Annotated in this window: 17 protein-coding genes and 1 pseudogene; 9 read left to right on the top strand and 9 right to left on the bottom strand. The window is 35.6% G+C overall.

All coding sequences use genetic code 11. From position 1 onward, the window contains the following. The first annotated feature begins 121 nt into the window (after positions 1-121). The 3 genes from F6K18_RS05115 (at position 122) to F6K18_RS05105 (ending at position 1,708) form a co-directional block, all read left to right on the top strand. Positions 122-352, top strand: a complete 231-nt coding sequence (locus F6K18_RS05115) for a hypothetical protein (protein WP_287519281.1) — start codon at positions 122-124, stop codon at positions 350-352. Further along, positions 349-1,128: a LamG domain-containing protein gene (locus F6K18_RS05110; protein WP_287519279.1), complete on the top strand. Its 780-nt coding sequence runs from the start codon at positions 349-351 to the stop codon at positions 1,126-1,128. Before F6K18_RS05115 ends, F6K18_RS05110 begins: the two co-directional genes overlap by 4 nt. A gap of 133 nt (positions 1,129-1,261) precedes the next feature. Next, a complete protein-coding gene (locus F6K18_RS05105; RefSeq protein ID WP_287519277.1) occupies positions 1,262-1,708 on the top strand; it encodes a DUF29 domain-containing protein in 447 nt (148 codons plus the stop codon). A 98-nt stretch (positions 1,709-1,806) separates the two neighbouring features. Here F6K18_RS05105 and F6K18_RS05100 read toward each other — a convergent pair whose 3' ends face one another. The 3 genes from F6K18_RS05100 to F6K18_RS05090 are packed head-to-tail and all read right to left on the bottom strand — an operon-like array spanning position 1,807 to position 2,819. After that, complete coding sequence (locus F6K18_RS05100; RefSeq protein ID WP_287519275.1) at positions 1,807-1,998, bottom strand: DUF6887 family protein; 192 nt, start codon at positions 1,996-1,998, stop codon at positions 1,807-1,809. 54 nt (positions 1,999-2,052) lie between these two features. Next, on the bottom strand, positions 2,053-2,445 hold the full coding sequence (locus F6K18_RS05095) for an ACP S-malonyltransferase (protein WP_287519274.1): 393 nt from the start codon (positions 2,443-2,445) through the stop codon (positions 2,053-2,055). Next, positions 2,442-2,819, bottom strand: coding sequence for a DUF433 domain-containing protein (locus F6K18_RS05090; RefSeq protein ID WP_287519273.1), 378 nt, complete (start codon positions 2,817-2,819; stop codon positions 2,442-2,444). The genes F6K18_RS05095 and F6K18_RS05090 overlap by 4 nt, the downstream gene beginning before the upstream one ends. Before the next feature lie 346 nt (positions 2,820-3,165). On the opposite strand from F6K18_RS05090, the gene F6K18_RS05085 reads away from it, so the two are divergent. Continuing rightward, positions 3,166-3,756: a helix-turn-helix transcriptional regulator gene (locus tag F6K18_RS05085; RefSeq protein WP_287519272.1), complete on the top strand. Its 591-nt coding sequence runs from the start codon at positions 3,166-3,168 to the stop codon at positions 3,754-3,756. A 30-nt stretch (positions 3,757-3,786) separates the two neighbouring features. Continuing rightward, on the top strand, positions 3,787-4,125 hold the full coding sequence (locus F6K18_RS05080) for a hypothetical protein (RefSeq protein WP_287519271.1): 339 nt from the start codon (positions 3,787-3,789) through the stop codon (positions 4,123-4,125). On the opposite strand, the pseudogene F6K18_RS05075 reads toward F6K18_RS05080, so the two are convergent. Both F6K18_RS05075 and mnmG read right to left on the bottom strand, forming a co-directional pair. Further along, positions 4,115-5,503: pseudogene (locus F6K18_RS05075) on the bottom strand (DNA cytosine methyltransferase). The gene F6K18_RS05080 and the pseudogene F6K18_RS05075 sit on opposite strands and share 11 nt — an antisense overlap. A gap of 335 nt (positions 5,504-5,838) precedes the next feature. Next, positions 5,839-7,731, bottom strand: a complete 1,893-nt coding sequence (gene mnmG, locus F6K18_RS05070) for a tRNA uridine-5-carboxymethylaminomethyl(34) synthesis enzyme MnmG (protein WP_287519269.1) — start codon at positions 7,729-7,731, stop codon at positions 5,839-5,841. Between the two features lie 489 nt (positions 7,732-8,220). On the opposite strand from mnmG, the gene F6K18_RS05065 reads away from it, so the two are divergent. Then, a complete protein-coding gene (locus tag F6K18_RS05065) occupies positions 8,221-8,790 on the top strand; it encodes a DNA methyltransferase (RefSeq protein ID WP_287519267.1) in 570 nt (189 codons plus the stop codon). A 461-nt stretch (positions 8,791-9,251) separates the two neighbouring features. Here the strand turns inward: F6K18_RS05065 and F6K18_RS05060 are convergent, their stop codons facing one another. Continuing rightward, positions 9,252-10,067, bottom strand: a complete 816-nt coding sequence (locus F6K18_RS05060) for a hypothetical protein (protein WP_287519265.1) — start codon at positions 10,065-10,067, stop codon at positions 9,252-9,254. A 627-nt stretch (positions 10,068-10,694) separates the two neighbouring features. On the opposite strand from F6K18_RS05060, the gene F6K18_RS05055 reads away from it, so the two are divergent. From F6K18_RS05055 to F6K18_RS05045, 3 genes are all read left to right on the top strand, one after another. After that, entirely contained in the window at positions 10,695-10,844 is a 150-nt protein-coding gene (locus tag F6K18_RS05055; protein WP_287519263.1) for a hypothetical protein, read from the top strand. A 305-nt stretch (positions 10,845-11,149) separates the two neighbouring features. Further along, a complete protein-coding gene (locus tag F6K18_RS05050) occupies positions 11,150-11,308 on the top strand; it encodes a hypothetical protein (protein ID WP_287519261.1) in 159 nt (52 codons plus the stop codon). Positions 11,309-11,362: 54 nt separating this feature from the next. Beyond that, positions 11,363-11,893: an HIRAN domain-containing protein gene (locus F6K18_RS05045; RefSeq protein WP_287519258.1), complete on the top strand. Its 531-nt coding sequence runs from the start codon at positions 11,363-11,365 to the stop codon at positions 11,891-11,893. An 87-nt stretch (positions 11,894-11,980) separates the two neighbouring features. On the opposite strand, the gene F6K18_RS05040 is transcribed toward F6K18_RS05045, so the two are convergent. From F6K18_RS05040 to F6K18_RS05030, 3 genes are all read right to left on the bottom strand, one after another. Further along, positions 11,981-12,634 carry a lectin-like protein gene (locus F6K18_RS05040; RefSeq protein ID WP_287519255.1) on the bottom strand — a complete coding sequence of 218 codons (654 nt, stop codon included), beginning with the start codon at positions 12,632-12,634 and terminating at the stop codon, positions 11,981-11,983. An 830-nt stretch (positions 12,635-13,464) separates the two neighbouring features. After that, a complete protein-coding gene (locus tag F6K18_RS05035; RefSeq protein WP_287519252.1) occupies positions 13,465-14,934 on the bottom strand; it encodes a hypothetical protein in 1,470 nt (489 codons plus the stop codon). Positions 14,935-15,102: 168 nt separating this feature from the next. Then, positions 15,103-15,630, bottom strand: coding sequence for a DUF29 family protein (locus F6K18_RS05030; RefSeq protein WP_287519248.1), 528 nt, complete (start codon positions 15,628-15,630; stop codon positions 15,103-15,105). Positions 15,631-16,650: the final 1,020 nt, after the last annotated feature.

Below are 16,650 nucleotides of genomic sequence, written 5' to 3'. Positions count from 1 at the left end.
TTTGGTACAGCAATCTTGATCATTGCATCATTTTAGATGAAACAGTCCACTACTAAACTCTAACTAAACTAAGTTATAATTTAGGGAAAATAATAATAATTAGATTAGAATAGTATAGATTATGGCAACACTAGAAGAGGCTCTTATAATAGTTAACCAACTTTCCATTGAACAAAGAGAAATGTTATTAGAAATTGTTAAAAATCAAATGATTGAAGCTAGTCGAGAGGAAATAGCTCAAGAAGCAAAAGAAGCGATCGCCTCTTTTCATAGAGGAGAATTACAATCTCAGTCTATAGAAAATATTATCACTGAGTTACAAGCAACTTTAACAAAGGAACAAAAACAATGAAGTTACGCAATTTACTACTCTTTACAATATCTATAGCTACCTCGATGATTCTAGCAATATTATTTGTGGCTGAACTTTTGCGTTCTGAAAAAATAAATTATGCCTTATTTTTTGATGGAGTTGATGACTATGTTCAAGTGGCAAATACTAACGTAGTAAACCAAATTGGTAGTGGAGATTTCACATTTTCTGTACTGGTTTATGCATTAGAAAGTGAACAAGTACTTCACCCTCAGATTCTCTCTAATCGCACAACCAACGGTGCAGGATTTATGTTTGGATTTCATGGTCGTTGGAGAGGAAGTGAGAATAAGATACCTTATGTTCAACTTGATGATATTAATTGGATTGGGTATCCTAACCAACCTAACTTGCTAGATGGTCAATGGCATCACTTTGTTGCTCGTAAACAAGGGGATCGACTAACATATTTTGCAGATGGAAAACTTGTGGCATCTTTGACAACTTCTAGAATTGGAAACTACAATCTTGCTTCTGAGCAACCTCTCTTAATTGGTTGGGATTTAGTTAATCAATATCAGACACATTTCAAAGGTAAAATTGATGAATTAAGTATTTGGAATCGGGCATTAACTGATGCTGAAATAGAGTCTAAAATGCTTTATTCTCTTCGAGGTAATGAGCCAGGACTTATTAGTTATTGGCCTTTTGATGAAGGTTCTGGCAATCTTGTTAGAGATAAATCAGGTAATGGTAATCATGGAACTATTTATGGTGGCGCTGTCTGGACAACTGGATGGGTTTCAGAAATATAATGTTTGGTAAAATTATTGTAATTAAAATAGTGAACAATTAAATCACGATTATAATCTGGAACATTAAGGAAAGTTTTGGAGACCAAACCCCTACGAAATTACTATTTAACTTTTTCACAAATATATATAAAATATGGTTAATCAAATTACCGATCTAAAATTACTGTATGAAGTAGATTATTTATTGTGGTTAGAAAAAACAATCAAACTACTAAATAATCGTCAATTAGAAAACCTAGATTATGAAAACTTAATTGAGGAGTTAGAAGCATTAGGTAGAAGTGAAAAAAGTGCTGCTCAAAGTTTCGTTATTTTAATTATTCAACATTTACTATTTTATCAATATTGGGAGGAAGAAAAAGCTAATAACTCTAGGCAGTGGCGTGGAGAAATTTTTGCTTTTCGGACTCAATTAGAATTAAAAATAACAACAAATTTACGAAATCATTTAGCTGAAAGACTTGACTATCTTTATAGTAAAGCTAGAAAAAGCACTCAAATTAAATCAGAACTTCAGTTACCAGAAATTAACCCTTATTCTCTGGAACAGATATTGGATGAAGATTGGCTACCAGAGTAATTATTCAACATTTCCTGCTCTATCAATACGATTACACCACACTGTAGGGACTGTAGGGAAGTTGCATCAAGTCCCTATAGTGTTATCGTTTGCACTACTTATTGTTTTTGTTGTTTAATTTCTGCTAAAATTTCAGGTAATCTCTCGAAATCTGCCTCAGATAACTTACGCCCTGACTTAGATGTCAGACGGTCAGCTAACGCATAAAACGCCTCGGTATCGTCTCGATGATCTAATACATAAGCTCGTAATTCTGATTCATTCATGGTTTGAAAATTAGGATGATTCATAGAATTATTACCTCTCCATTTCTGTCAAACTCTAAATTGAGAGCTAAGTCTGCACTACGGAATAAATAATCGACCTGCTCCCATATAATATTCAATATCAATTACAATTTCCACCAGCTTTTCAATACAAGATTCTCTGTAACCATACTCGCTGACTCGATCTGGATTGGCGATAGTAATAATTGGGAAAGAGGTAGACGTATTTTCTTGGCGCATTACTCGTTCGAGGGAATCTTCACCCTGAGCATTACGGTTTGCTGTCAGTAAAAGCATTCGATTAGTTTGAGCAAATTCCCAAACAACTCGGTCATTGCTATTTGCTGGCAACCCAATCTCTCTAAATGTAACTAATCGAAGGTCAATAAGGTCTAACCATCCTCCATTAACAAGACTTCCAGAAAGCAAGATAGCTTCTCGGTTTAAATTGTAGTCAACCAAAATAATCATTTTTTCCTTGCTTGACGCTTGGTTTTCCTTTCTATCAGTTTAACTCGAACTGCTTCATATCCTGGATGGGGAGGACTTGCCGCAATTTTTGCCAAGCGGTCGCGATTTCGTTCTTCCCAATATGCTCGAATTTCTGCTGCCATCCTCAAAACTTCCTGATACTCTGCCTCAACTTCTACTTGATGGTTTTTAATATAAGAAAGAACACCATGGAGTTCCTCCTCAGTAAGGTCGAAAGCATCGCGAATGTACTTGGGTGGATACTCAGCTTTGAGATAATCCATAATGTCATAGAGAGTAATGCGAGTACCAGAAATCGTCAGACCTCTTTCAGTACGGATAATAATTGCTTCTTTGTTAGGTTGGTTTATCATATTCCTTGTTGGCGTGAAAAATTTCAGCAGTCTTGTTTCCATTGTACTTTATATTTTGTTGGCGATTTATTGTGATTCCACGCATATTTCCTCTTTGGGTTCTAGTCTGGTTGTTCTAAGGGTTCGGCAGCAACTCTAACAAAGCCAGAAGTAGTACCTATTTTGGGGTCATTGATGTAGACACTGTAAAGGTAAAATTATTTATATGAATTAGGTATATATAGAGTTAATTATCGCAAAATATAACTATATATAGTGTCAAAGCTGTAAAAATTCTACTTTTTAGTTGAAAAATTGCATACTATTGCCTGTAGGAAATAACTTGTGAATGCAATAGTATGCAGATATGAAAAAATCTATTAATCAAGCTTTTGGCAGAGTGCTTGCTGCATACAGACAACTAGAAGGTTTATCCCAGGAAGATTTTGAAGGTGCCGCTCATCGTACATATATTAGTGACTTAGAAAGGGGGTTGAAAAGTCCGACATTGGAAGCGGTTTCAAAACTTGCTGAACGCCTAAAGATTCATCCAACTGAGCTTATTGCTCAAACTTTTGCTTTGTTAGAAACAGATAAAATGCGATCGTCTCAATCTGTAATCAAGTACATCCTTAATAATTATACTAAAACAGACTTTACTTACACTAATAAAGGAGAAATGTTCACCTCGAAAGAAGTAGAAAAAGCAGCGATATTGACAAATACAACAGTAATTACTCTGGCAATGATATTTGAACAAGTTGTCGGTATTAGTTTGTTTGAAGTAATAGATCAAAAGCCAACTGGAGCATTCATCGGAGCAATTTTTGTCTCAAATTTTGCAAATATTTCCTCACATTTGGTACTTAACCCATCTCAAACTGGTTATCCAGATTTAATACCAAAGGAATATCTAAATAATTCATCAGCGATTAATTGGGATCAATTTCCTCATTGAGGAGTAGAAGTTAAAACATCTTGTGGAAATTTGAAAACAGGAGTAACCAGTAATTTACCCGTGGGTAATTCTAGAATATCTTTCCTAACAGGTTTAGATTGGAAAGGACATCATCAGTATATTAATAATTTACTAGCTTTATTCTGGGATTATTTTGAGGGAATACCAACAATTATGTCAGCTTTTTATTCTAATAAACTTGTACCAAATGACTTTTCCAATACAATTCCCAAAGCAGGAGGAGGAAGAACAACAAGTGTTTGTGTTACTAAAAAAACTGCTAGAGATAAATTGATGAATAATTGGGTTTTATTGCCTGATTTACCAGATTATATTCAGTTCTTTAAAAAGTTAGGAATTAACAACTAAAATTACTTAAAGAAAATAGTTCAAGCTGTAAAGGATTTTCTTTTGGAGTTGTATTAATATTTTTTTCAGTAATATTAATTAAATGTTGACCGAGCAAATACATAAATTTGGGTGGGATACTTTCGCCGATTGATTCTCTGATTAAACTATCTGATGCTTGCTTAATTTTTTTGTTTTTCCAAATCAAAGGTTCCCATTGATAATTAAAATCTGAAATAGTATGTAATTTACACGCTTCAGCTAAAGAGAGTACACGATTTTGTGTGGGATGAATATTACGATCTGAGCAAGGAAAACTTAAGTTTTTTGTTAGTGTAGGAGCGGGAATATCCCAGCTCATTCTCTTGTAAGCGCTGGTAAAACCTCGCATGATTCTCAATTTTCCATCTTTAGTTTTAGTAAATGGTCGTGGCAATAAATGACCATATTTAATGCAGTATAAAGGAGTATTATGATTCGCTCGATTAATACCTGAAGAATCACGAGAAGCTCTATGTATGGGGTTATTTTTAAACCCACATTTTGGGTTAATACACTGATTATTAAATGCTGAATCTCCTTCAGGAGTGTGACTAATCCATTGATATTTTTCAGGAGTTAATATAGGTACATAGTGAAGTGGTAAATTAGGATGTTTTGCAGTTTCTGAATTTCTGGCATCTAAAAAAGGAAAGTCACCTATAGCATCCTTAACTGTAATCCATTTAGGAAGTAAATTTTTCCCTAACTTATGATGAGTTTCTGGAGGGATTAAAGAACCACCAGACTGTAAATATTTTTTGGCAATTTGTAGTTTTGAATAAACTGTGATTAATCTTTTTCTACGTTGTGGAATACCATATTCAGCAAATTCAACAACTTTTGATTCACCGATATATTCAGAACCTAAATATTCAGGAATTAAATCTAAAATAGGTCTTAATTTTCCATTTTCATCTTCTATAACTGTATTAGACATTCGTGACACATTTTCAAAAATAATCCATTTTGGTTTTAATGCTACGGCGATACGAAGAGCAGGTAATATAAGTCTATTTCATGGGTCTAATTTTGGGCGTAGACCTTTTCTAGCGTTCAATAGAAGTGTTCCTAATCCATTTTGTGACATTCCCTGGCAAGGTGGTGTTGCAACTATGGCAAATAGTTCTTGGTTGCCAATTATTTTGTGAACTGTATTAATAATTTCTTCTTCTTTATCTAAAATATCTCCATTTATTACAGTAGAATTAGGAAAATTAGTTTTGATTAAACTTGCCCGTTCTACAATGAGTTCATTATGTAATAAGAATTGAACACCCGCAGTTTCAAATCCTTTATCGCCAATTCCTGAACCTGCAAATAAACTGACTGCTAATTTAGTTTCAAAAGAAGAAAACATAGGATAATATCAAGTAAGATTGAGTAAATAAAATAGTACAAATTTAATTATACATTACTCCTGCGCGATCGCTCTACCAGCATAAAAAAAACCTACAATTTTCACATTTTTCAAGACTGTTCAATAGGTCTACCTATTATTCCTCCTAGTTAAACTCAAGCAACGAATAATATTATATTCTGATACATCGAATTTAGTCAAAACTAACTACAAATGATGTTTTTTTTGATAAGTGGGAATATCAAGAAAGGGTTTGCTCTCCAAACCCTTATGGAATTGCAATTTATCGACAGATACCGAAAACTAAGTCAGAGATTACTTTTGACTTTTGACTTTTAACTTTTAACTTCCACAAGTCGATATTGCACTTCCAAATAAACCAACAAAGCATTAATATCTGCTGGATTTACCCCCCCTATTCTTGACGCTTGTCCAATAGTTAAAGGCTGAACTTTTGACAATTTTTCCCGCGCTTCCATTGACAAAGTATCAATAGAAAAATAATCTAAATTAGCAGGCAACTTCCTATTCTCTTGCCGACTAATTTGGTCGATTTGATTTTGTTGTCTTTGCAAATAACCGGAATATTTAATATCAATTTCGGCTCCTTCTTTTTCAACTAATTTCAAATCTAAATTCCCCAAATTATACTTTTCTAAATCCACATAATGGAAACCAGGTCGGCGCAACAAATCTGCTAAAGTAATCGAACCTTTAATTTTTGTCTGAGTATCGGCAACAATATTAATAGCAACCTCTTCTAATTCTTTAATTCGAGTCGAACTTAACCGAGCTTTTTCCCCATTAATATTAGTTTGCTTCCTCTCAAATAACTCCCAGCGACGGTCATCTATTAAACCAATTTCTCGACCTAAAGGTGTTAGTCTTTGGTCTGCATTATCGGACCGTAAAATCAAACGATATTCGGAACGACTGGTCAACATTCGATAGGGTTCGCGCAAATCTTTTGTACATAAATCGTCAATCAAAGTACCAATATAACTTTGTTCTCTAGGAAAGATAATCATCTCTTCATTCTTAACAAATTTAACCGCATTTATTCCCGCTACAAAACCTTGAGCTGCTGCCTCCTCATATCCAGTGGTACCATTAATTTGACCAGCACAAAATAACCCCTCAACTTTCTTTGTCATCAGAGTCGGATAACATTGAGTTGCAGGCAAATAATCATATTCCACCGCATAAGCAGGTCGCAACATCACACAATTTTCTAAACCAGGCAAACTCCGCAACATTTGTAACTGCAATTTCTCTGGCAAACCAGTAGAAAACCCCTGAATATAAAGTTCAGGAATATCACGACCTTCCGGTTCAATAAATATTTGATGACTCGATTTGTCAGCAAAGCGAACAATTTTATCCTCAATACTCGGACAATAGCGCGGACCTTTCGCATCCACCCACCCACCGTAAACAGGAGACAAATGCAGGTTATCCCGAATTAATTTGTGAGTTTCGGGAGTAGTGCGCGTCAGATAACAACACATCTGTTCCCTTTCCACCCACACTTCCGGGTCGAAACTAAACCAACGCACCTTTTCATCCCCTGGTTGCTCTTCGAGGTCAGTGTAGTCAACAGAACGTTTGTCAACTCTGGCAGGAGTACCTGTTTTCAGTCGTCCGGTTTCAAAACCAAGTTTATTGAGGGTTTCAGTCAGACCGATAGCAGGAAATTCTCCGGCGCGACCTGCTGGCATCGACTTATTGCCTACCCAAATAACTCCACCGAGGAAAGTTCCGGTAGTGAGGATGACAGCTTTACATTTGAAGGCGACACCGAAGTAGGTTTCTACTCCAATAATTTCGTCGTTGTCTCCGAGAACTAAGTCTGTCACCATGCTTTCCCTAACTCGGAGGTTTTCTTGGTTTTCGATGATGTTACGCATAACGGCAGAATATTCTCGTTTGTCAGTTTGAGCGCGTAACGCCCAAACAGCAGGTCCGCGAGAGGAGTTGAGAATGCGTTTTTGCAGATAAGTGCGGTCTGCCATTTTGCCAATTTCTCCACCCAAAGCATCCACCTCGTGGGTAAGTTGAGATTTTGCGGGTCCGCCAACAGCGGGGTTGCATGGTTGCCAGGCAATTTTGTCGAGGTTGAGAGTGAGTAGGAGGGTGTGGCAACCGAGGCGTGCAGTTGCGAGAGCTGCTTCACACCCGGAGTGGCCTGCACCTACTACGATGATGTCGTATTCGTCTTGAAAGTCCATTTTAGTGATCAGTTATCAGTTACAGCAGATTCCAGGTATATCAAGTGCGGGCATCTTGCCCGCGTGCCCGACATTTTCAGTTATCAGTTATCAGTTATCAGTTACAGCAGATTCCAGGTATATCAAGTGCGAGCATCTTGCCCGCGTGTCCGATATTAAAAATTAAATATTCCCAGTGCGAGCATCTTGCTCGCTTCGGGGTGTACCTCACCAAGGTGGAACCCGCTGTAACAGTTATCAGTACCGACCCTTGAAGTCGGAAGCTTGAAAAAATGTTTGATAGCAATATATTTGAATTTTAATGTTTCAATATTGCCCAAAATCACTTTAGCTATTGTCTAATTTTATAGTATAACATTTATTATTAGTTGTGTGTGATTTAGGGAAATGATTTTGTTTTATATTGGTAAAGGAAGTATAGGATAGAAAGGCAAACATAGAGGTTTTTGTCCTACTCCCTATTCCCTAAAATAAAGGAGAATTATTCAGATGATAAACAAACTTTTTTACGGTGATAACTTAGAGGTTTTACGCAGACATATTAAAGATGAATCTGTAGATTTATGTTATATAGACCCGCCGTTTAATTCTAAGCGTAATTATCATCAAATTTATAATAATGTTGGTCAGGAAGATAGGGCACAAGCACAAGCTTTTATTGATACTTGGACTTGGGATGATTTTGCTAATCAAGGTTTAGCAGAAATTATGGAAAATTACCAAGGTAAATTTACTTCTCAAAGTATCGATCTAATCGTAGGTTTAACAAAAGTTTTAGGCAAAGATAGTTTACTTGCTTATTTGATTAGTATGACTCTAAGAGTGGCAGAAATTTATCGAGTTTTAAAACCAACGGGGAGTTTTTATCTTCATTGCGACCCCACAGCGAGTCACTATTTAAAATTAGTATTAGATGCAGTTTTTTGCCCTCAAGGTGGAGATTTTAGAAATGAAATAATCTGGTGTTATAGAGGTGGCAGTACTCCTAAAAAAGACTTTGGGAGAAGACATGATGTAATATTCAGATATTCAAAAAGTAATCAATATAAGTTTAGTTGATTTAGATTAAAAATTAATGGCTACTAATGCGCGATTTATTTGACATTATTGAAGTTCCAGAAGATTCAATTTTAGAAACTGAGTATATGAAGTACGGATATTAACAATTAAATGTCCCAGTGCGGGCATCTTGCCTGCGTGGGTGTACCTCACCAAGGTGGACGCTGTATATCTTTATCTTTGATATTCGATAAAACAAATAAAAGGAATGTAACTTGCAACAGGAGTAATAACAATATGTCTGTATATATAAAGCACCTTGAAGCTAAAGGAATTTAAAGAAAGTTGTTTTGCCATTAATATTATTCCAATATACAGTGCAATAACAGGGAAAAATAGCTAATATACTCTCCCTAAGAAAGAAATTAATAATTTGACAGATATATAGTATTTGAACTATATTATGTCTCTTAAATTTATTTATCTTCTTATTTATCTTCAATATTTTTACCAGTTGAATTTCATCGATGTTCTGACCATTCAAAAATATGACAATGTTGTAGGAGTTTTTCATAGTAAGGCATCGACTCCTCTAATAAAGGAATCAACCGATCTGGTAAATCAATCTCCCTCTTTTTATAGGGAATAAATGTTTCGGATGATCTTAAAGTCTCAAACCAAGGTTCTGAATCGTGATACTCAGGATTAGGATATAATTGTGCAAACAATAAATTGGAATCTTTTAGACCTACTTTCCATCTCAGCATCCTTTCATCAAATGCAATACCTAAATTTTTGCACAACCATTGCAAAACAGAATTAGGGTTTTTTATGATGTCATCTGAGTGAATAACTAAAGAGGTTTGCCCTGTAATAAGTTCAATCTGCTGGAAAATCTGATCAAGGGTTTCGAACCCAACATCTTGCAGTGTTAATGGTTCTGTAATATTAAACTTTCTAACTGCTCTATCAAAAGATAGAATAACCTCTTGAGGATGCCGAATTAAGAAAAAGTTTGTTATTTTTTTTGCCCAATCTATTCCAAATTCAGGTAGATAATGGTTTGCTAAAATTTTTTGAAATGAAAACAATTTTCCGTCAGGTAAATCTCCAGTTATTTTTTGAATAACTTTCTTGTAATTAGTTTCAATATCGTTTAACTTAAATAATTGCAGTAAATTTTCGTCTCCGAGAATCTCGCCCCTAATAGAGATAGATGGAGCCAGAAAAGGCTCATCATAAACAATACATCCATCTAAATTCTCAAACGCACGAGTAATGACAGTCGAACGGCTTCTGGGATAAGCCCACATAGCAATATGTTTGGTTTGTTTCATTTGGGATTAGTTAGGTTTATCTGTTGATCGTTAGGACTTACGCACGGGACTGGTTTGCGTAAGTCCTGATTTTCTTGAGTCACAAATTGATGTGGTTCAAACCCCTACTAATAGTAGTAGAGGAACGAGTGCAAACTCGCCTCCTACAAAGTAAAAGTTTAAAAAAAACCTGACAGGTGCAAAGTATTTCAACCATGCCATAACTCCCCGTGCATTTCGGAGCACCTGATCTCGATAGGCGCACAGTATCTCAACCGTGCCATAACTCCCCGTGCAGTTCGGGGCACTTTATCTATTTACTTATTATAAGGCACAATAAAATAATTCAGTAGATATTAAAAAAAATAATACTTAATCTATAAAGTGTTTATCTTGCTTATCATAGTAAATGTATGAATATGAAGTGGCGATCGCGCTAACTTTGTATAGTTATTTTCTATTTAAAATTATACTAAGAACACTTATTCAGATGGTAAACCAACTTTTTACGGTGATAATTTAGAGGTTTTACGCAGACATATTAAAGATGAATCTGTGGATTTATGTTATATATACCCGCTGTTTAATTCTAAGCGTAATTATCATCAAATTTATAATAATATTGGTGACGAAAATTGGGATTTTATTATGAATAATTCAGTACATTTAGCACCAAAATTAGACCACGCATCTAGTCTCGGTAGAGAATTACTAGACCCCGAAAAACAGAAGAACATCAATAATCAAGTTGTCAAAAATTATGCAGCTAAATCCAGGTCAGCAATGTCTAAAAAATAGGAGATAAAAAAGCCATGTTAACACTATATTTATTTGAAAAAGCAGCATAATAATATCCCAAAACTGGTCTAATTTGGCTCCAAAAATTTAGCTAATAGAGGCGATATCTAAGTATATAAATTCCAGAATCTGCTAAGGAATAATAGATACTATTCACAAATTTTCAACCCATAAAATTAACTGATAACTGATAACTGAAATTACCACATACCTAAAAATTATATTTCTGAAATTTCTATTGAATTTACCCAATAACTTCTGAGAATTAACCAAAATAGACTTCTACAAATAAGAGAAAATTTACTATGAAAAAATTATTCTTAGCTTGGCAATACCCCGTTACTCGTGGTTGGTTTCCTGTAGGTTCTTTAACTTATAAAAACAATTGGTATGAATTTGTTTACCTTAAAGGTGCAGAAGAAGCTAAAAAATTTGGTTTTTCTGGTATTTGGTCTTTAAAATAATTTGATAAAACTCATCGCTCTCAGGAATTATTGCCTGTATTTTCTCATAAAATTATGAAGAGAACGCGACCAGATTATCCAGATTTTATTAGTTGGCAAAATCTCTCAGAAACAGAAGATGACCCTATGGTTTTATTGTCTCGTAGCGGAGGTAAAAAAGTCACAGATAATTATGAAGTTTTTCCTTACCCAGAACAAGATAAAAATGGTGCTTATCATCTATATTTCTTTACTCATGGTTTCCGATATATGACATCTGAAACTATTGACAGAATCAAAAAATTAGAGGTAGGAGAAACTTTGTATTTAATGCACGATGCACAAAACGATTTTGACTCAAATGCTTTAATGCTACGCACGAAAGATTTTTACCTTTTAGGTTTTTGCCCTCGATATTTATTAAATGATGTTTTTCCGCTACTCAAAAAGTATCCTGATGCAGTTAAAGTAACATTAGAACTGGTAAATCTACCACCAGCGCCATTACAAATGAGATTGCTTTGTCATTTAATAGTCAAACATGATGATTTTCAACCTTTTTCTAGTGAAATGTATGAATCTTTAGCTGTACCAATTTTTCGTTAAATTTAAGTATCAAGTTAGGGCGAATGCCATTCGCCCATACATATCGGGTTTTCAAGCTGAAGCGTGCGTAAGTCCTGGAAATGATATTTATTTCTTTTTCTCTAACTTACACTGCCATGACCGATATAAACCTAAACCACTAAAAACAAATAAACTCAGCACTCCCGTTGGTTCATAAACTGGAACAGTTGCCAGTCCTCCATACTCAATATAATAACCTGATACCTGCCAATCATCATTGCTAGCTAAATCATTCCAAAAACCAGTGAAGCTAATTTGGGCAAAATCTTCACCATCATCAGTATGGAGAACATTATTAGGTTCAAAAATAGACCAATTTGCATAACTATTATTAACAACTGAACCTTGAGGTGCAGCACTACCTTGCCAAAACTGCATTCCTGCTTCTGGGCCTGTTACCCATTTCCATACTCCCTCTTCGCTAGCATCACTTGCACCGATCCATCCTTCACTAACTTGATCTAAATCATTAGTAGCAATAGAATTAACAAAATCACTTTCTGCTGCTGAAGTGATGGTTACTAGATAACCTTGAAAACCATTAAAGTATTTATTTTCTGCTGCAATTTTTGCTTCTTGCCAAGTCAACCTTTCTGGGACAGATACATATTCATAATAATGTCCTGTATCTGAAAAAAAAAGAGCTGCTGAAGCTGTTTTGCTAATTCCTAAGTTGATTAAAATTGCACCAATAGTAGCAAAAGATAATTTTTTGATCATGGTATTTACAACTAATCTACAAAAATAAGTAGGTGGCCATAAAGCAATCCCAATCGGGTTTTCACTGTTCTGAATCTTCATCGCTATATGGATAATTAAACCTACCTACTTAATCATTACATTTTTATTTAATGATCGTAAGTAACTTTACGAATGTTTCATAAAAATGTTAAACTTGTAAGTAATTTTACTGAAAAGCGACGTTGAAAGCATAGGTGTTTTAACCGGGGGATGAAAACAAGCGAGTCGTTTAGACTAGACAACTTTAGTTGTCCTGTATTATTATCTGGATATACAAACGTTTAGACAAAAGTAAGCAGCAAAGCATGGGTTAAACTTAAGCCGACTGTGTAGGGGCACCGCGGAAATTGTCCCCAAAGAGTATATCTTTGGTCAGCGCTCGAAAAAACGAAGCAACATGGATTTATCCTGTTGCGTAGTATCAACTTAGAATCCCCCTCGGCAACAGCTGCGGGGAGTAGTCAAATAAATCAACCAAACTATGAAAAGATAAGTAATATCATGTTCGGTTGAATAGTTACACTTTGGAGGAAGGCAGAGGGAATCCCCCCCAACCCCCCTTTCAAAGGGGGGAGATAGAAGGGAATATTGGTTCAAAGGGAAAAGGTTTTTTTATCACTGATTATCCGGACATGATATAAATACTAATAATATAGTAGTGCCTGTGCGAAAGTGTGGGGATGATAAGATGAATATAGTCCCTAAATCATGGAAATAATTATGGGATGTCCTCTATGTGGTCATCACAAACCCCAATTAAAAAGATATAAAATGATTTCTTTAGGGTTCCCTCTGCCTTCTTTATTCAACTACTCCTGAGCAACTTCATCCTCTGAACTTTTCGGAAAATTTCCCTGCTGATAAGCAGTAATTTGCTCCTCACTCAACAGATCCATAAAATCTGCTAACTCACTATAAGTAACACATCGAACTTCTGGTAAACCACAGACAGACTCAGCAAACCGAAACATTGCGTTCCAGTAAGCACCGTTATTCCAAGCTGAAAAATGATGCCCAATATCTATAGGAGCGCGGTTGCCATTATAGTTCTTCTGGAAATATTTCATGTAAGTTTTCAGAGTATCCTCCTCATAACGTTTCGCATTACGAGGGTTTGGTTTTGCCTTAGAATGCAAATAATAAAAGTTATAATCCATTGACAGTACATTTTTTCCACGAGAGTTAGTCAAACTAGCTAACGGAAAGTTCCAAATACCATTTTCCTTTCGCGGCCAATAGTTAGATAATGCTACTTTGCTAGTGTCATAGCGGAAACCATTTTTGGCTAATACTTTATACAAACCAGGACTTCGAGCTAATAGTGGTGCGCGAAAACCTTCGATGGCAGTGCGATCGAATACTAGAGAACCTGGCAAATTATTAATTTTATGCGCTCCAAAGAAAAATTGCTCGAAATATTTAAACTCTTCCGTCCAGTCTTTTTCACTCCATTTGCTACCATCAAAATGACCCACTGCATGAGACCCGATCTCGTGACCTTCTTGATAAGCGAGGTTAACCTGTTCCAGTCTCAGAGCAATATCTTCCGCTGTATCACCCCAACCAATATCCGACCGACCTTTTCCTTTCCCACCGGGAGCATCGTAAAGTTTTCGTTTGTCTTTGCTGACAAAATATACTGCACTGACAAAATAAGTGAAGCGCAAGTTAATACCTTTTTTCTCCATTTCTTGGGCAAAGTTGCGCGATCTTTTCCAAGCGTCTAGGGATCTGGAACCATCAAATGCTAACATCACAAACTGCGGCGGTTTATCTACTTTGCTCACGATACCTTCATCTTGCATCAATTTGTAGAGGAAACGTGCATTCCAAAGGTTCAACTGACAGCTATTTCCACCATTAGCTTTGACACAAGCAGAAATTAATTCTTGAGGAAAAGGACCCATGACTTGGTTATTTTCGACGCAATAACCGATAATTTTGTTGAGGGTAGCTCCCTCCGGACATCTTCTGTTTCCGTATGCTTGGAGAAATAATTTTTCTGACCATTGGTTACTATTGCAACTGCCACCACCTCCCCATTCTCGACATTTTTTAATCATTGTTGGAGTGAATGGTCCAAGAGCGTATTCGCCGTTAGTATAGAAGTATCCACCTTTGTCGTTAATGGGCTTTTTTTCAAATTTTAATGTCTCTAATTTAGAATTGTTAGTGGGTGTAGGGTTGTCGGAAATATTTGATGTGTTGCTACAGGCAGATATTAAGATTAAAAGACTGTAGATAAAAAGGCTATGGTATGATTTTAGTTTTTTTAGCACTTTAATATTTTTCACTCCTCTAGTTATTAACTCATAATCAGGACTTACGCAGAACCGCTTTATCTAGTAGGGGCGAACGGCCGTTCGCCCCTACAGATGGTGTATGACTTAATATTTTGCGTAAGTCCTGATATTATAATGGAAGCGATCGCTTTTTTAATAGATACCCTATTTATTGTTCCTACCAAACTTCCAATCTTCCCCACCGGGTAATAATGCTAAATTATCGTCAATAACAGCTAACAAATCATTAGCAGAATAACTATAAGTTAAGGCTAAAAAACTATTAGCAGTTGTGAACACAGAATTTTTATCTACCATTTCCTTCAATTGAAAGGAACTATAAGCACCATTTTTAACCTCTGTGCTTGCATCGCGAATAGCAAACTCAATCGCCTCTTCTAATATCTCATCCCATTCTTCTTCTTTAATGTAATCAGAAATTTGATTTTCCTTTAAATTTAAGCTTTTAATTTTTCTAATCAAAGCCTGAATTGATGCTGCCCAGGAATTAGTTAATCGCCCTTCTACCTGATTTTTAATTAAGTGAATTAATACCACAGTTAAATAAGAATCTATCTTGAAAAGCGTGTCTTTTTTACTCATGGCATCCAGTTCATCAATAATTGCTAAGGCATCGTGATTTCTACCTTCCATAATGCAAGTCCTTAAGTCGATTAATTCTTGAGTTGTCATTAGTTATTTTCCTCCTGAAATTAACAATTAATATACCAATTCACTTTAAATATGTCACAAATAGTTTCAAACTTTAAATATGAAATAATTTATGGAAATTACTGTAGCATCAAAGTTATAAGCTTATAAAATCTTAGTTTTGACTTTTGATTTTTGACTTTTGAATTCCGTGAAACGGTACAATGCTACTTATTTATCCTACCAAACTTCCAATCTTCCCCACCGGAAAACAATGCCAAATTATCGTCAATAACAGCCAACAAATCATTAGTAGAATAACTGCAAGTTAAGACTAAAAAACTCTTAGCAGTTGCGGCCGCTTTTATCCCCTTAAAAGAGGAGACTTCAGACCAAATTTTGCGGTGAATATCTACAGGAAATTTAAGTTTTTTCCAGCTTTTAAGCCTTCTGTTCTAGATAACTAAAGCCTTCTGTTCTAGATAACTAAAGCCTTCTTCCTTACCCTTACCTTACAATACCAATGCTACCGGACTTGATATCAGTCCATAACTGAGTAAGGTTTTTTGCCATTGAGGTTCAAATTGTTGACAAAAATCATCGTAAAATTTCGGTAAGCGGGAAAAGTGCCAGTTTTAACGGCTTCCTGGAAGCAACTCGACGGATTTTAATCCGTAGTCAAAAAAATGTATTACAATGAACTAATAACTTAAAAAGTAGCCTCAATGGTCTTTGACCGCAGAGAGTACTGGCAATTGGCACAGTAAGCGTGGACTGCTGCTGTATAAGTACCACGGTACGGTACTGGCAATGTGGTTGTTTTGCCTAGCGGCATACTTCGTAAACGAGCAATGTGAAAATCGTGGCTTTAGCCAGATAGAAAGCTCCTAGTCACGAATCAACGCGGATTTATCCCGTGGAGTGTCAACGACATGGCAAAATGAAGCATCTATACTAAGCATAGGGAGAGGTAGCTGAATGGTTTTGTTTTTTTCAGCATATCACCTGGTCCCTTTTCTGATCCTGAACTAACATTAATTTACAAACGAGTACTGCTTGATA

Source organism: Okeania sp. SIO2C2, assembly GCF_010692625.1.
GTDB lineage: Bacteria > Cyanobacteriota > Cyanobacteriia > Cyanobacteriales > Microcoleaceae > Okeania > Okeania hirsuta.
This window is presented reverse-complemented; position numbering and strand designations above follow the sequence as displayed.

Excerpts from the sequence above, each read along its gene's own strand:
- F6K18_RS05110 (WP_287519279.1), top strand. The coding sequence starts at position 349 with ATGAAGTTACGCAATTTACTACTCTTTACAATATCTATAGCTACCTCG.
- F6K18_RS05100 (WP_287519275.1), bottom strand. The coding sequence starts at position 1,998 with ATGAATCATCCTAATTTTCAAACCATGAATGAATCAGAATTACGAGCT.
- F6K18_RS05055 (WP_287519263.1), top strand. The coding sequence starts at position 10,695 with ATGAATAATTCAGTACATTTAGCACCAAAATTAGACCACGCATCTAGT.
- F6K18_RS05050 (WP_287519261.1), top strand. The coding sequence starts at position 11,150 with ATGAAAAAATTATTCTTAGCTTGGCAATACCCCGTTACTCGTGGTTGG.
- F6K18_RS05105 (WP_287519277.1), top strand. The coding sequence starts at position 1,262 with ATGGTTAATCAAATTACCGATCTAAAATTACTGTATGAAGTAGATTAT.
- F6K18_RS05090 (WP_287519273.1), bottom strand. The coding sequence starts at position 2,819 with ATGATAAACCAACCTAACAAAGAAGCAATTATTATCCGTACTGAAAGA.
- F6K18_RS05085 (WP_287519272.1), top strand. The coding sequence starts at position 3,166 with ATGAAAAAATCTATTAATCAAGCTTTTGGCAGAGTGCTTGCTGCATAC.
- F6K18_RS05030 (WP_287519248.1), bottom strand. The coding sequence starts at position 15,630 with ATGACAACTCAAGAATTAATCGACTTAAGGACTTGCATTATGGAAGGT.
- mnmG (WP_287519269.1), bottom strand. The coding sequence starts at position 7,731 with ATGGACTTTCAAGACGAATACGACATCATCGTAGTAGGTGCAGGCCAC.
- F6K18_RS05045 (WP_287519258.1), top strand. The coding sequence starts at position 11,363 with ATGAAGAGAACGCGACCAGATTATCCAGATTTTATTAGTTGGCAAAAT.
- F6K18_RS05040 (WP_287519255.1), bottom strand. The coding sequence starts at position 12,634 with ATGATCAAAAAATTATCTTTTGCTACTATTGGTGCAATTTTAATCAAC.
- F6K18_RS05095 (WP_287519274.1), bottom strand. The coding sequence starts at position 2,445 with ATGATTATTTTGGTTGACTACAATTTAAACCGAGAAGCTATCTTGCTT.
- F6K18_RS05060 (WP_287519265.1), bottom strand. The coding sequence starts at position 10,067 with ATGAAACAAACCAAACATATTGCTATGTGGGCTTATCCCAGAAGCCGT.
- F6K18_RS05115 (WP_287519281.1), top strand. The coding sequence starts at position 122 with ATGGCAACACTAGAAGAGGCTCTTATAATAGTTAACCAACTTTCCATT.
- F6K18_RS05065 (WP_287519267.1), top strand. The coding sequence starts at position 8,221 with ATGATAAACAAACTTTTTTACGGTGATAACTTAGAGGTTTTACGCAGA.